The following is a 14400-nucleotide window of genomic DNA, read 5'->3' on the forward strand; positions in this document are numbered from 1 at the left end:
GCCCTCTAATGCAGCTCTTGTGGGAGCGGGCTTGCTCGCGATGGCATCAGTGCGATGTTCCTGCAAAACCGCGTCGCCTGTATCGCGAGCAAGCCCGCTCCCACAAGGGGGGGTAGGTATTTAGAACGGTGCCGGGCACTCAAAGCGCAGGCGTTCACCGGTTTGCGGGTGGGTGAAGCTCAGCATGCTCGCGTGCAGGCACAAACGCGGCCATGCGGCCAGGGCTTGCGGGTGCGCATACAGGCCATCACCGAGCAGCGGGTGGCCGATTGACAGCATGTGCACGCGCAACTGGTGCGAACGGCCGGTAATCGGTGTCAGCTCAACGCGGCAGTAATCGCCACACCGCTCCAGGATCTTCCAGAAGGTCAGTGCGTTTTTACCGAATTCATGGTCAACCACGTGCCGGGGTTTGGTCGGCGGGTCGTAGCGCAGGGGCAGATCGATGCTGCCGCTGTCCAGCTCGGGCTGGCCCCAGGCTAGTGCGGTGTAGGCCTTTTCGGTTTCGCGGTCGTGAAACTGGCGGGAAAGCTCACGGTGAGTGTCAGCATCCCGCGCCAGCAAAATAATCCCGGACGTTTCCCAATCCAGACGGTGGACAATGCGCGCCTCGGGGTAGCCGTTTTCTTGCAGGCGGGTAATCAAACAGTCCTTGTTGTCATCGGCCCGGCCCGGCACCGAAAGCAGCAAGGTCGGCTTGTTGACCACCAGAACGCCAGCGTCCTCATGGATAATGTGAATATTGGACAACGGCATTAAAACAGCCTCTTGAAAAACGCCAACGGCGACAAAGGAGCCTCCCCTGCAGGGAAGGCACCGAGGTCGCCGTGGTGCCCGCCGGATCGATTAACGATCTGGCAGTGTGATGTTGAGTTCCAGAATCGAGCAGCTACCTTCGTTTTCAAGGGCGATCTGTACCGAATCGTCGCCGATGTTGACGTATTTGCGGATCACCTCGACCAGCTCTTTTTGCAGGGCAGGCAGGTAGTCCGGGGTGCTGCGTTGGCCACGCTCGTGCGCCACGATGATCTGTAGACGCTCTTTCGCCACCGACGCGGTTGTTGGCGTTTTGCGGGTACGAAAGAAGTCAAAAATGTTCATTGTTTAGTTGCCTCCAAACAGGCGCTCGAAGAATCCCTTCTTCTGTACATCAAGGAACCGGTGCTCCACGGTTTTGCCCAGCAGGCGATCAACGGCATCGCTGTAGGCCTGACCGGCGTCGCTTTGATCGTCAAGGATCACTGGCACGCCCTGGTTGGATGCCTTGAGAACAGCCTGGGACTCCGGGATCACGCCCAGCAGGGCCACGGCCAGAATCTCTTTGACGTCTTCAACGCCGAGCATTTCGCCTTTGGAAACGCGATCAGGGTTGTAGCGGGTCAGCAGCAGGTGTTCCTTGATCGGATCCTGGCCCAGTTCGGCGCGGCGCGACTTGCTGGCCAGCAGGCCCAGCATGCGGTCCGAGTCACGTACCGAGGACACTTCCGGGTTGGTCACGACTACCGCTTCGTCAGCGAAGTACATGGCCAGGTGGGCACCGGTTTCGATACCGGCCGGGGAGTCGCAGACCACGTATTCGAAGGTTTCCTTAAGCTCCATAAGAACTTTTTCGACGCCTTCCTTGGTCAGCGCGTCCTTGTCACGGGTCTGGCTGGCGGCCAGCACGTAGAGGTTTTCCAGGCGCTTGTCTTTGATCAGCGCCTGCTGCAGGTTGGCTTCACCGTTGACCACGTTGACGAAGTCATACACCACGCGGCGCTCGCAACCCATGATCAGGTCGAGGTTACGCAAGCCGACGTCAAAGTCGACGATCACTGTTTTGTGGCCGCGCAGAGCGAGGCCGGTACCGATAGCGGCGCTGGTGGTGGTCTTACCCACACCACCCTTGCCGGATGTAACCACTAGAATCTTGGCCAAGGTGTTTCACCCCTAAGGAAAAAGGACTTTTTAGCCCCTGAATAACATCTCTATGAACGACTGCAGGTGAACAGCCTTGGCGGGTCATTGTTCAAGTCGCGTTTACGCTGTGTAAACACTGCCTGATTGCTTGTCCCTACAAGGAAAAGTCTGTTTTCACTACGATTTTGAGATGCTTGGAAAATGGCGAGAGTATCCGTTAAAGCCGGGTGATGTTCAACATGTCACTTGACAGACTGATCTGAACACCTGTTCCCCACAGAGGATCCCGACGCAGGTCTTCGGATACCTTGTACTTGCCCGCAATTGACACTAGCTCGGCGCTCAGCTGCTGGCAAAAAATCCGTGCCTTGGTGTTGCCCTTGTGCCCGGCCAGTGCGCGGCCCCGCATAGGCCCGTACACATGGATGTTGCCATCGGCCATAAGTTCCGCACCGGGGCTGACTGAAGCGATCACCACCAGGTCACAGCCTTCGGCATACACCGTCTGGCCGCCGCGTACCGGGCTGGTGATGATCCTGGTCGGCTTGATCGCCGGCTCTGGCGGTTTTTCCGGTTTTTTTGCCTCGACCACCACTTCAACCGGATCAATCGGCCGCTCACGGGCGCCGGAGGGTGGCAGTACAGGCAGGTCGATGGCAATGGCAGCAGCGATGTCCTCGATGCGGTTGGCGCGAATGGCCAGGGTGCGCAGGCCATGTTGGCGGCAGACGCGCATCAGCCCCGGCAAATCGATGGCGCCTTCACTGGCGGGCAGCTTGTCCAGCGCCAGTACCAGCGGGGTATTGCTGAAAAAATTCGGGGCCTGGGCCACTTTGGCGGCCAGTTGGCGGTCCAGGGCTTCAAGGTTGTTGTGCGCAAGTTCCAGCACCGTGATGGCGAGCATACTGCCCTTAAGCTGGAACACGGGGGCTTGGTCTAGCGATTCGGTTTGGCTCATGGTTGCTTAACGCGACTTGTCACTTAAAGTGCTGAGACTTATAACGAGAACGCCGGCAGGCCGCAAGCCGGGTCTAACGATGTAGAATGGCCGACCCTTGTGTCTGTCCGGAATCATTAATGGATCGCCCGCGTTTTCGTGCCGCTTTTTTTCATCCGCGTTTCTGGCTGCTATGGCTGGGTCTCGGCGTGCTGTGGCTGGTCGTGCAACTGCCTTATAAAGTACAACTGTGTATCGGCCGTGGTCTCGGCGCCCTGATGTATCGGGTGGCCGGTGATCGCCGACGTATTGCCACGCGCAACCTTGAATTGTGTTTCCCTGAAAAGACCCGCGCCGAGCGCAAGCAGTTGCTCAAGGACAACTTCGCCTCGACCGGTATCGCCTTCTTTGAAATGGCCATGAGCTGGTGGTGGTCAAAACCGCGTCTGGCCAAGCTGGCCCATGTCGAAGGGCTGGAGCACCTGAAGCGGGCTCAGCTTGAAGGCAAGGGGGTAATCCTGATGGCATTTCACTTTACCACCCTGGAAATCGGCGCTGCCTTGCTGGGTCAGCAACACACCATCGATGGCATGTACCGCGAACATAAAAACCCGCTGTTCGACTTTATCCAGCGTCGTGGCCGTGAGCGGCACAATGTAGATTCGCTGGCTGTCGAACGTGATGACGTGCGCGGCATGCTCAAGCTGCTGCGCTCAGGGCGGGCGATCTGGTATGCGCCCGACCAGGACTACGGCGCCAAGCAGAGCATCTTTGTGCCTTTGTTCGGCATCCAGGCGGCCACCGTTACCGCCACCAGCAAGTTCGCCAAACTGGGCAAAGCGCAGGTTGTGCCCTTTACTCAACAAAGACTGGCCGACGGCAGTGGTTACAAGCTGGTCATTCATCCGCCACTGAGGGATTTCCCCGGAGAAAGCGATGAGGCTGATTGCCTGCGAATCAATCAATGGGTTGAGCGGGCGGTGCGTGAATGCCCCGAGCAGTATCTGTGGGCCCATCGCCGCTTCAAGACCCGCCCGCCCGGCGAGCCGAAACTGTACGACAAACGCGGCTGAGGCGGCCGCACTGGCGTGACTGCGGTTGCGCCGGTGACGGGCCTGATACTGTCTGGTGGTGGTGCGCGGGCGGCCTATCAGGTCGGCGTGCTGGCGGCGATTGCCGAGTTGCTGCCTGCCGGTGCCATCAACCCGTTCCCGGTGATTGTCGGGACGTCAGCGGGCGCGATCAATGCGGTCAGCCTGGCTAGCGGGGCGATGGATTTCACCCGCGCGGTCGAGCACCTGACCCTGTTCTGGCAGGGTTTTGAAAGCAGGCGCGTGCTACGCAGCGACTGGTCGGGGGTTTTGCATCAGGCCACGCGTTTTTTTGCTCACAGTCTGCTCGGGCTAGGCTCGCATGTGCCGGTGGCGCTGCTCGACAGTTCGCCCTTGCGCGATCTGCTCCAGGACCGGATCAACTTCCCCGGTGTTGAACAGGCGATTGCCGGGCATCACCTACGGGCTGTCGCGGTTACTGCATTTGGCTATTCTTCCAGTCAGGCGGTGACCTTTTATCAAGGCAAGGGCACCATCAATGGCTGGTTGCGCCATCGGCGCATCGGCATGCCCACCGCTTTGACGGTTGAACATCTGCTGGCCAGTTCGGCCATCCCTCTTCTGTTTGCTCCGGTCAAAATCGGCGAAGAGTATTTTGGCGATGGCGCAGTGCGGCAGTCGGCGCCAATCAGTCCTGCGCTGCATCTGGGAGCCAACCGGGTGCTGGTGGTGGGGGTGAGCGGCAACCCGCGCGGGCCGGACCTTCAGGCCGGCCAGTCGCACTACTACAACGCTCAACAACCGACGCTGGCGCAAATTGGCGGGCATATGCTCAACAGTACGTTTATCGACAGCCTGGAAAGCGATATCGAGCTGCTTGAGCGGCTCAATCACTTCAGTCGCCTGCTGCCCAGGCAATCCGACAACCTCGGTTTGTCCCCCGTGGAGGTGCTGGTGATTGCGCCGAGCCAGCCTATAGACGAAATCGCGGCCCGCCATCGGCATGAGCTGCCGGCCGCGCTGCGCATGTTCCTGCGTGGCCCCGGTGCGACCAAAACCAGTGGTGCAGGGGTGCTCAGCTACCTGCTGTTCGAGGCGGGTTATTGTCGGGAGTTGATCGAGTTGGGGCGACGCGATGCGATGGCCAAGCGCGATGCGCTGTGCCAGTTTTTGCGGGTTTGAACTACTCGCTTTTGTAGCCGCTGCCGCAGGCTGCGATAAGGGCCGCCGGCCCTTCCTCGGGGTCGCTGCGCAACCCATCGCAATCTGTTGCAGCGGCTACAGGTTTACTCGGCAATCTGCAATTTGCGCGCTTCAGTGTAGATGTAACGCAGCTTGTCGTATTCGAATGGCGAGTCGAACTGACCATAACGGAAGCTGGTGGTATAGCGTTTGTCGACAGCGCCCAGCACCCAGATCTCGGGATGGCGAGTGCTCTCGTGCGGCACGTTCAGGAAGTTGATCTCCTGGTTGACGCCATAGTCGACCACCAGGCCCGTGGTGTCGCGCAGGTTCGACGGGCCAAGGATCGGCAGCATCAGGTATGCACCGCCGGGTACGCCATAAAAGCCCAGGGTCTGGCCGAAGTCTTCACTTTGACGGGGCAGGCCCATGGCTGTGGCCGGATCCCACAGCCCGCCGATGCCGATGGTCGTATTCAGCAACAAGCGCCCTGTGGTTTCCATCGAGCGATGGCCCTTGAGCTGCAGCAGGCTGTTGAACAGGTTGGGGACATCCCCCAGGTTGTTGAAGAAGTTGCTCACACCCGTGCGCAAAAAACTGGGCGTGACATAGCGATAGCCATTGACCACCGGGAGGAACACCCACTGGTCGAAGCGGTAGTTGAAATGGTAAATCCTGCGGTTGATCGGCTCCAGCGGGTCATAGATGCTCAGAGCGTTCATGGTGGCGCGCTCGAACTCACGCTGATCCAGGCCCGGATTGAACTTCAACAGTTTCAACGGCTGGGTAAACCCGTCGACATCGGGGGTCAGTTCCGTGTGAGCTTTGCTGTTGTCGGCTTGGGCGAAGCCGGCGCCGAGCAGGGCGGCGAGAAGCAATAATTGTTTAGCCACGGAAGAACTCCAGCATATCGTCAGCGTTGACTCGGTAATTGATGTTGCCGCAATGGCCGCCATAGGGGTAAACCGTCAGGCGATTACCGAAGGTTTTACGCAGGAATCCGAGGTCGCCAGGGCCCAGGATGATGTCGTCGGCGTTATGCATGACGGCAATCTTCGGGCTATTTTTCAGGTAATCCTGCAGGGCGTACAGGCTGACCTGATCGATCAACTGCAGCAGGCTGCCGCCATCGGTCTTGGCGCGCCACATGGGGATCACCTGCTCGGTCAGGTAGCAGTCAAAGTCACACTGCAGCGAACGCTTGAGGAAAGGTGTCAGGCTGGTGCCCTCGGTGATCGGGTAGTTCGGCGGGGTGATCAGGCCACGGCGGTTGATCAGGTCCGAGGTGAACACGATATCGGCTGACGAGAAACGAAACACCGTGCCGATCAGCATGGCCATTTGCTCGTTGGTCAGGCGCTCCTTGGAGTTTTGCAGGTCATACACCAGTGCCGCATTGAGGTCGACCCGGCCTTTATCCTGAAAGTAGCGGGTCAGCTTGCCCAGCACCAGTTCGTAGAACGTGGTGGAGTTGTTGATGCCTTTGACCTCGGTCTGCACCAGCTTGTCGAGGTTGCTGATGGAGGTAAAGAGATTGACCGGCGGGTTGAGCATCAACACTTTTTTGAAGTTGAAGCTTTTGCGTGTTTCATCCAGGTGGCTGACAAAGGCAGCATCCAGCGCACCCAGACTATAACCCGCGAGGTAGTAGTCGGTAACGGGCAATTTGGCCTGTTGGGCGCGTACAGCCTGCATCACATGATACAAATCCTCGGCGTCGTACTGGCTGATGCCGGGCGTGGCCAGGCGCGAGGCCGAACTCATGAAGTCATAGCTGGTGGGCGATGACAGCTGAACGACGTGATAGCCTTCCTGATAGAAGAGCTTTTTAAGGTATTCGTTGAGGCTGCTGTCGTAGGCAGCACCGGTGCCGGCAATCAGGAACATCAAGGGCGCCGGGTGATCCTGTTTGGCCATGCGGTAAGTGAGCTTTTTCACCGCCCAGAAATTGGCCGGCAGTATGTGCTCACGTTCAGGGCGCAGGTTGAGGGTGTAGTCCGACTGGTTGATATCATCTTCGTCGGGCAGCAGCGGGCGCATTTGCGGCGGAGTGGTGGCGATCGTAGCTTCAAACGGATTGGTTATCGGGTAGCCATACGTTGCGGGGTCGACATCGACCGCCTGCGCGGACGCACTCAAGATAAGGCCGCCCAGTAAGGCAGCGAAGGGCAGAGAACGGAGCATGGAGGCTATCCCTAAATAAGATGCGCAAAAGTTTCGCAGGCTATGACCACAGGGCTCGTACTGAAGTGCCATTCAATGGCACTAAATAATTCCCCAAACAGTCCCGAACAGGCAAAAAGTCACTCAAGATACACGCTGAATGACTTTAGTTAACAGATATCTGATTGCAAGGCTTGTATAGCTGTAGATGGGGATTAAGCTGGGCGCCGTTTTTGCCTATCGGAGTTTGTTATGCGACCTCGTTTGCCGTGGATCTTGCTGCTTATCGCTCTGCCTGTATGGTTGCTCGCCAGTTATGGGCTGCGATACGGCTTGATGGAGGACTCGCAGTGGGTGGGGACCTGTGTGGCAGAGGCTGCGCGCTGGGAATGCCAGTTGCGGGCAAACCTGGGCTTGTTGATTCATTTCCGGGTATTGGGCTGGGTCGCGCTGGTGCTGTCGATTATTGCTTTTTGCGTGCGTGGTCGTGTCGGCTGCGCACTGGCGGTGCTGGCCCTGCTGTTCGGCCTGCCCGCACTGGCGTTGTATAACGCCAGCCTCGCAGTGTTTGCCGTGGTGATCGCCGGGTTGCGCCTGGTGCGGGCCGCGAAGTAAGAGTTTGAAACATTTGTGGGAGCGAGCCTGCTCGCGAAAGGTCTTTGAGGCCTTCGCGAGCAGGCTCGCTCCCACAGGGGGATTGCACTAGAAAGGTGTCATGCGCGCTTGCGCACACTGCGCCACAGCGCCATCACCATCAGTACGCTGACCAGCGCCCACATCCAGGCCTGTTCATTGTGCAGGCCTTCGCGGTACAGCTGCACCGGTATGCCTGCCCCGATGATCAAGGCCAGCAGGCCGAACTCACGGCGCGGGCCGCCCACCGGGCGTAGCAGATAAACCAGTGCAGGCAGGAGCAGGGCGGCACTCGGGAAACTTCGATAGCGCGGTTCAAACACCAGCCCAAGCATCATCACCGCTGCGGCAAACCCGGCGGCTGCCAGCCACCAGCCCGCACGGCGCTCCAGTGCGTTGAACAGGCGTTCTCGCCAGCCGTCTTTCTGGCCCAGGGCCAATGCACCATGGGTCAGTACGATCAGGTTCAGGCCAACCAGCAAGCCAGCCCATAGCCACTCGCCAGCAAAGCGGCTGGTGACTGACGCCAGCTCGGCCCATGCCACGATGCTGCATCCCGCCACCGCACCCAGTGCTGGCAGTGTCAGAGCGGCGCGTTTTGTACGGATCCGGCCGCCAATCAGCAGTGTGCCCGCAAACAGGACGGCGCCAAAGCCCAGCCAGACCGGCCAGTGCGGCAGGTTGGATACCGGGCCGGCGAGGATACCCTTGTCCTGGCGATCGGCATCAAACAAACCCCAGTAACCGCCTACCGCCCCCTCGCTGCCACGCTTCCAGGGTTGGTCGAAGGCTTCGATCAGGTTGTACTTCCAGCCGTTTTGTTCGGCCATAGTGACAAATCCACGAATGAATTTTGCTTCGTTCACCCGGCTTGGCTGGGCAGTTTCCCGCTGGCGACCTTCGCTCGGCCAGCCGGTCTCGCCGATCAGGATATCTTTGGGGGCGAACTTGTTGCCGAATACCTGGCGAACCTGCGCTACATGTTGTACCGCCTGGTCAATGCCGGCAGGGTCATCTTCCCAGTAAGGCAGCAGGTGGATGGTCAGAAAGTCCACGGCCGGGGCAATTTCCGGGTGTTGCAGCCAGAACTCCCAAACGTCTGCATACGTCACCGGTTGCTTGACCTGGCTTTTCACCTTGTCGATCAGCCGGACCAGCTGCGGGGCAGTGACCTCCTTGCGCAGCAAGGCTTCGTTACCGACTATCACTGCGCTGACCACATCCGGGTTGGCATTGGCTGAAGCGATCAGGGCTTGCACTTCCTGCTCCGTGGCCACGGGGTCGCGGCTGACCCAGGCGCCTGCCATCAGCTTGAGCCCGTGTTTGCGTGCCAGCTCGGGCAGAGTTTCAAGGCCCGCCTGGGAATAGGTGCGGATGCATTGAAAGCGCGTGGCCAGCAACGCCAGATCGGCATCCAGACGCTCTGCCCGTGGCACAAAAGGCTGGTCGAACGGCGACTGGTCCTTATCGAACGGCGTATAGGATGCACATTGCAGTTTATGGGTCGGTGTTGCTGCATCGGGCAATATCACCGGTTGGCCCAGGCCGTACCAGAAGCCGGCAATGGCAAATGCGCCCAGCAGGCAGGCAAGGAGATAAGGCAGCACGGGGAAGCGGACAGTCGCAGACATGGTCGGGCCGTATGGGAGCAAAGCCGCGCATCTTACCTGCAATTGAGCAGGCGCAGCGCCTGTGTATGATTTTGACATCTAATGTTTGTCAGTCTGGCCGTCCAGCGTCCGCACGCATCAATTTGGCTGTGATCGCCATGTCGCTGCTGGTTGTATGGGGGTCGTCGTCAGAGCAGGACGCTAAACAGGCGCGGTTGATTATCCGGAGCAAGTGATACGAGGCTATAAAGCCTTGCAGGAATCTTGAAGTGGCCCGGCACTCGTCGGGCCCGGCACTGTGGGGAATCAAAGATGAAGATGCGACGAATTTTGAGCGCAGGAGCAGTCTTGGTGCTGGCGATGAGTGCGGGTTTGGCGAGCGCGCAGAACAAACCGACCCTGAATATAGGTTATGTGGATGGCTGGTCCGACAGCGTGGCCACCACCCATGTCGCAGCAGAGGTGATTAAACAGAAGCTGGGTTATGACGTGAAATTGATGCCGGTAGCCACCGGCATCATGTGGCAGGGGGTGGCCACGGGCAAACTCGATGCCATGTTGTCCGCCTGGTTGCCGGTGACCCACGGCGAATATTGGACCAAGAACAAGGACAAGGTGGTCGATTACGGGCCCAACTTCAAAGATGCAAAAATTGGCCTGATCGTGCCTGAATATGTAAAGGCACAGTCGATTGCTGACTTGAAGGGCAGCGATGAGTTTAAAAACAAAATTGTCGGTATCGATGCCGGGTCGGGTGTCATGCTTAAAACCGATGAGGCCATCAAGGATTACGACCTCAAGGGTTACAAGTTGCAGGCAAGTTCCGGGGCGGCCATGACCTCGGAGCTTGGGCGTGCCTATGCCAAGAACGAACCGATTGCCGTCACCGGCTGGGTGCCGCACTGGATGTTTGCCAAGTGGAAACTGCGTTTTCTTGAAGATCCCAAAGGCGTTTATGGTGCCGCAGAAACCGTTAACAGCATCGGCAGCAAGGAGCTGAATAAAAAAGCGCCGGAAGTTGCGGCATTTCTGGAGAAGTTTTCCTGGAATTCAAAAGACGAAATTGGTGAGGTGATGCTGGCCATTCAAGAAGGTGCCAAGCCTGAAGTGGCGGCCAAAGAGTGGGTTGCCAAACACCCGGAGCGTGTTGCCCAGTGGACCGATAAATAATCGCGAAGCGTCTAGCTCGCAGTACACAAGACCGCCTGGTGTTTTCGCCAGGCGGTTTTTGCATTTTCGGGCGGGGCAATGGTTGTCATCGTCCTTGCCGACTAGGTAAACCGGGGGCTGCAGCAAATCAGAGGCTCTACTACTAAAGTCGTCTGGAATAGAATTTGCGCCGCCCTAATAGTGAAAACGTTCCATCTCATCTGTGCTGCGAGGACAAAAATAATGAACGACAGCATTTATATCTCGATTCAAAACAGCCCGCGCTTCAAGGAGCTGGTAAAAAAGAGAGAGCGTTTTGCCTGGCTTCTTTCGGCAATCATGCTCGGGTTATATGCCGCTTTTATCCTGTTAATTGCTTATGGGTCGCACATCATGGGGACCAAACTGAGTCCCGATTCGTCCATTACCTGGGGTATTCCGATTGGTGTGGGGCTGATTGTTTCGGCCTTTATCCTGACCGGTATCTATGTACGCAGGGCCAATGGCGAGTTTGATGAGCTGAACAATGCAATTCTCAAGGAGGCTGGGCAATGATCGGGCGCTTATTGGCAACGCTGGGCGCTACAGCCCTTGCACCGGCAGTTTGGGCGGGGGAGGCCCTGACTGGGGAAGTGCAAAAACAACCGCTCAATATTTCGGCGATCATCATGTTCGTCGTCTTTGTGGGTGCGACCCTGTGCATTACTTACTGGGCATCGAAACGCAACAAGTCGGCAGCCGATTACTATGCAGCTGGCGGCAAGATTACCGGTTTCCAGAACGGTCTGGCGATTGCCGGCGACTATATGTCGGCAGCCTCCTTTCTGGGTATTTCCGCGCTGGTGTACACGTCCGGCTATGACGGCCTGATCTATTCGATCGGCTTTCTGGTGGGCTGGCCCATCATTCTGTTCCTGATTGCAGAGCGTCTGCGTAACCTGGGCAAATACACCTTTGCCGATGTGGCCTCGTACCGTTTGGGGCAAACCCAGATTCGCTCGTTGTCAGCCTGTGGTTCGCTGGTGGTGGTAGCGTTCTACCTGATTGCGCAAATGGTCGGTGCCGGCAAGCTGATCCAGTTGTTGTTTGGTCTGGATTACCACGTTGCGGTGATCCTGGTAGGTATCCTGATGTGCATGTATGTGTTGTTCGGCGGCATGCTGGCAACGACCTGGGTGCAGATCATCAAGGCGGTCATGTTGCTGTCGGGTGCCACGTTCATGGCCGTGATGGTCATGAAGCATGTGAACTTTGACTTCAACGCACTGTTCGCCGAAGCAGTGAAGATTCACCCTAAAGGTGAAGCAATCATGAGCCCGGGCGGGTTGGTCAAAGATCCTATCTCTGCATTCTCCCTCGGTTTGGCCCTGATGTTCGGTACTGCTGGCCTGCCACATATCCTGATGCGCTTCTTTACCGTGAGCGATGCCAAGGAAGCGCGCAAGAGCGTGTTCTACGCAACGGGCTTTATTGGCTACTTCTATATCCTGACCTTTATCATCGGTTTTGGCGCAATCATCCTGGTCAGTACCAACCCGGACTTCAAGGACGCGGCTGGCGCCTTGCTGGGTGGTAACAACATGGCGGCTGTGCACCTTGCGGACGCGGTTGGCGGCAGCATGTTCCTGGGCTTTATTTCGGCAGTGGCTTTCGCCACCATTCTGGCGGTTGTTGCGGGGCTGACCCTGGCGGGCGCTTCTGCGGTGTCCCATGACCTGTATGCCAGCGTGATCAAAAAGGGCAAGGCCAACGACAAGGAAGAGATTCGGGTCTCGAAGATCACCACTATTGCATTGGCGGTACTGGCAATTGGCTTGGGTATCTTGTTTGAAAGCCAGAACATCGCGTTTATGGTGGGCCTGGCGTTCTCCATTGCTGCGAGCTGCAACTTCCCGGTCTTGCTGCTATCCATGTACTGGAAAAACCTGACCACCCGTGGCGCCATGATAGGCGGCTGGATGGGGCTGGTAAGCGCGGTTGGCCTGATGATCCTGGGCCCGACCATCTGGGTGCAGATCCTGCATCATGAAAAGGCCATCTTCCCTTACGAGTACCCGGCGCTGTTCTCCATGATCATCGCGTTTGCGGGTATCTGGTTCTTCTCCATTACGGACAAGTCCAAATCGGCAGAGAAGGAGCGTGCGTTGTTCTTCCCGCAGTTTGTGCGTTCGCAGACGGGGTTGGGGGCGAGCGGTGCGGTGGATCATTAATCCGTAATAGACAGTATGTTTAATCGAATCCCCCTGTCGCAAGGCAGGGGGATTTTTTTGTGCCTATTCTCGCTGTGCAAGTGCGAAGTTCCGTAGCAGCTGCTACAAGACGCACACACAAAAAAATACGGCCTCTATAAATAGAGGCCGTATTGTCTGCAATCAGGGCACTATCGTGGGATATGCCTTACTTGCGGTCTTCCAGCTTGGTGATGTCACGCTGCTCGTAGCCGGTGTACAGCTGGCGCGGACGGCCAATCTTGTACGGGCTGGAGAGCATTTCTTTCCAGTGCGAGATCCAGCCCACTGTACGGGACAGGGCGAAGATCACCGTGAACATGCTGGTCGGAATGCCGATCGCCTTGAGGATGATCCCCGAGTAGAAGTCGACGTTCGGGTACAGCGAACGCTCGATGAAGTACGGGTCGGTCAGGGCGATCTCTTCCAGGCGCATGGCCAGTTCGAGTTGCGGATCGTTGGTGATGCCCAGTTCCTTGAGAACTTCGTCGCAGGTCTTTTTCATGACAGTGGCGCGTGGGTCACGGTTTTTGTAAACCCGGTGACCGAAGCCCATCAGCTTGAACGGATCGTTTTTGTCCTTGGCCTTGGCGATGAACTTGTCGATGTTGGACACATCGCCAATTTCGTCGAGCATGGTCAGCACGGCTTCGTTGGCGCCGCCGTGGGCAGGGCCCCACAGTGCAGCGATACCGGCAGCAATACAGGCGAACGGGTTGGCACCCGAAGAACCCGCCAGGCGCACGGTAGAGGTCGACGCATTCTGTTCGTGGTCGGCATGCAGGATAAAGATCTTGTCCATTGCCTTGGCCAGTACCGGGCTGATCGGTTTGATCTCGCACGGCGTGTTGAACATCATGTGCAGGAAGTTTTCGGCGTAGGTCAGGTCGTTACGCGGGTACATCATGGGTTGACCCATGGAGTACTTGTAAACCATCGCTGCAAGCGTCGGCATCTTGGCAACCAGGCGGATCGCGGAAATTTCGCGATGCTGCGGGTTATTGATGTCCAGGGAGTCGTGGTAGAAGGCCGAGAGGGCGCCGACTACACCGCACATGACCGCCATCGGGTGGGCGTCACGACGGAAGCCGTTGAAGAAAGTCTTCAACTGCTCGTGAACCATGGTGTGGTTCTTCACGGTGCTGACAAATTGAGCCTTCTGCTCTGCGGTCGGCAGTTCGCCGTTCAGCAGCAGGTAAGCGGTCTCAAGGTAGTCAGAGTGTTCAGCCAGCTGTTCGATCGGGTAGCCGCGGTGCAGCAGGATACCGTTGTCACCATCAATATAGGTGATCTTCGACTCGCAAGATGCGGTCGACATGAAGCCAGGGTCAAATGTGAATCGGCCCGTGGCCGTCAGGCCTCGCACATCGATTACATCGGGACCCACGGTGCCAGTTAAAATGGGCAGCTCGACGGGGGCTGCGCCCTCGATGATCAACTGCGCTTTTTTGTCAGCCATGTGGCCTCCTATTTATGCTTGAAATCATCAGACAGACCCCCCACGCAGGGCCCGCACCACTATAGTGAGATAAATTCGAATGTCAATT

General features: G+C 57.7%; 14 protein-coding genes. 6 read left to right on the plus strand and 8 right to left on the minus strand.

Annotation, left to right across the window (positions count from 1 at the left end; genetic code table 11):
- Positions 1-120: 120 nt before the first annotated feature.
- The 4 genes from V6L81_RS10865 to minC form a co-directional block, all read right to left on the minus strand.
- Complete coding sequence (locus V6L81_RS10865) at positions 121-756, minus strand: RluA family pseudouridine synthase (protein ID WP_095002126.1); 636 nt, start codon at positions 754-756, stop codon at positions 121-123.
- A 90-nt stretch (positions 757-846) separates the two neighbouring features.
- Positions 847-1101, minus strand: a complete 255-nt coding sequence (gene minE, locus V6L81_RS10870; RefSeq protein WP_016780154.1) for a cell division topological specificity factor MinE — start codon at positions 1099-1101, stop codon at positions 847-849.
- Between the two features lie 3 nt (positions 1102-1104).
- The gene (gene minD, locus V6L81_RS10875) at positions 1105-1917 is read right to left on the minus strand and encodes a septum site-determining protein MinD (RefSeq protein WP_029611321.1); all 813 of its coding nucleotides are present in this window, start codon (positions 1915-1917) and stop codon (positions 1105-1107) included.
- Positions 1918-2116: 199 nt separating this feature from the next.
- Positions 2117-2857: a septum site-determining protein MinC gene (gene minC / locus V6L81_RS10880; protein ID WP_095002125.1), complete on the minus strand. Its 741-nt coding sequence runs from the start codon at positions 2855-2857 to the stop codon at positions 2117-2119.
- Positions 2858-2976: 119 nt separating this feature from the next.
- Between minC and V6L81_RS10885 the strand changes: the two genes are divergently transcribed.
- Positions 2977-3909, plus strand: a complete 933-nt coding sequence (locus V6L81_RS10885; protein WP_095038538.1) for a lipid A biosynthesis lauroyl acyltransferase — start codon at positions 2977-2979, stop codon at positions 3907-3909.
- 15 nt (positions 3910-3924) lie between these two features.
- Positions 3925-5070 carry a patatin-like phospholipase family protein gene (locus tag V6L81_RS10890; RefSeq protein WP_095002123.1) on the plus strand — a complete coding sequence of 382 codons (1146 nt, stop codon included), beginning with the start codon at positions 3925-3927 and terminating at the stop codon, positions 5068-5070.
- 104 nt (positions 5071-5174) lie between these two features.
- Here the strand turns inward: V6L81_RS10890 and V6L81_RS10895 are convergent, their stop codons facing one another.
- Positions 5175-5963 carry a VacJ family lipoprotein gene (locus V6L81_RS10895; RefSeq protein WP_095002122.1) on the minus strand — a complete coding sequence of 263 codons (789 nt, stop codon included), beginning with the start codon at positions 5961-5963 and terminating at the stop codon, positions 5175-5177.
- On the minus strand, positions 5956-7254 hold the full coding sequence (locus V6L81_RS10900) for a serine/threonine protein kinase (RefSeq protein ID WP_095002121.1): 1299 nt from the start codon (positions 7252-7254) through the stop codon (positions 5956-5958). The genes V6L81_RS10895 and V6L81_RS10900 overlap by 8 nt, the downstream gene beginning before the upstream one ends.
- A gap of 231 nt (positions 7255-7485) precedes the next feature.
- Between V6L81_RS10900 and V6L81_RS10905 the strand changes: the two genes are divergently transcribed.
- Positions 7486-7848, plus strand: coding sequence for a hypothetical protein (locus V6L81_RS10905; RefSeq protein WP_095002120.1), 363 nt, complete (start codon positions 7486-7488; stop codon positions 7846-7848).
- A 98-nt stretch (positions 7849-7946) separates the two neighbouring features.
- Here the strand turns inward: V6L81_RS10905 and V6L81_RS10910 are convergent, their stop codons facing one another.
- Positions 7947-9497, minus strand: coding sequence for a glycosyl hydrolase family 17 protein (locus V6L81_RS10910; RefSeq protein WP_169916684.1), 1551 nt, complete (start codon positions 9495-9497; stop codon positions 7947-7949).
- Between the two features lie 291 nt (positions 9498-9788).
- Here V6L81_RS10910 and V6L81_RS10915 point away from each other — a divergent pair, with 291 nt between their 5' ends.
- From V6L81_RS10915 to V6L81_RS10925, 3 genes are all read left to right on the plus strand, one after another.
- Positions 9789-10646, plus strand: a complete 858-nt coding sequence (locus tag V6L81_RS10915; protein WP_095019110.1) for a glycine betaine ABC transporter substrate-binding protein — start codon at positions 9789-9791, stop codon at positions 10644-10646.
- A 222-nt stretch (positions 10647-10868) separates the two neighbouring features.
- The gene (locus V6L81_RS10920) at positions 10869-11180 is read left to right on the plus strand and encodes a DUF485 domain-containing protein (RefSeq protein WP_095002117.1); all 312 of its coding nucleotides are present in this window, start codon (positions 10869-10871) and stop codon (positions 11178-11180) included.
- Positions 11177-12835 carry a cation acetate symporter gene (locus tag V6L81_RS10925; RefSeq protein WP_095002116.1) on the plus strand — a complete coding sequence of 553 codons (1659 nt, stop codon included), beginning with the start codon at positions 11177-11179 and terminating at the stop codon, positions 12833-12835. The genes V6L81_RS10920 and V6L81_RS10925 overlap by 4 nt, the downstream gene beginning before the upstream one ends.
- A 187-nt stretch (positions 12836-13022) precedes the next feature.
- On the opposite strand, the gene gltA is transcribed toward V6L81_RS10925, so the two are convergent.
- On the minus strand, positions 13023-14312 hold the full coding sequence (gene gltA / locus V6L81_RS10930; RefSeq protein WP_095002115.1) for a citrate synthase: 1290 nt from the start codon (positions 14310-14312) through the stop codon (positions 13023-13025).
- Positions 14313-14400: the final 88 nt, after the last annotated feature.

The organism is Pseudomonas bubulae, assembly GCF_037023725.1.
Taxonomy (GTDB): Bacteria; Pseudomonadota; Gammaproteobacteria; order Pseudomonadales; family Pseudomonadaceae; genus Aquipseudomonas; species Aquipseudomonas bubulae.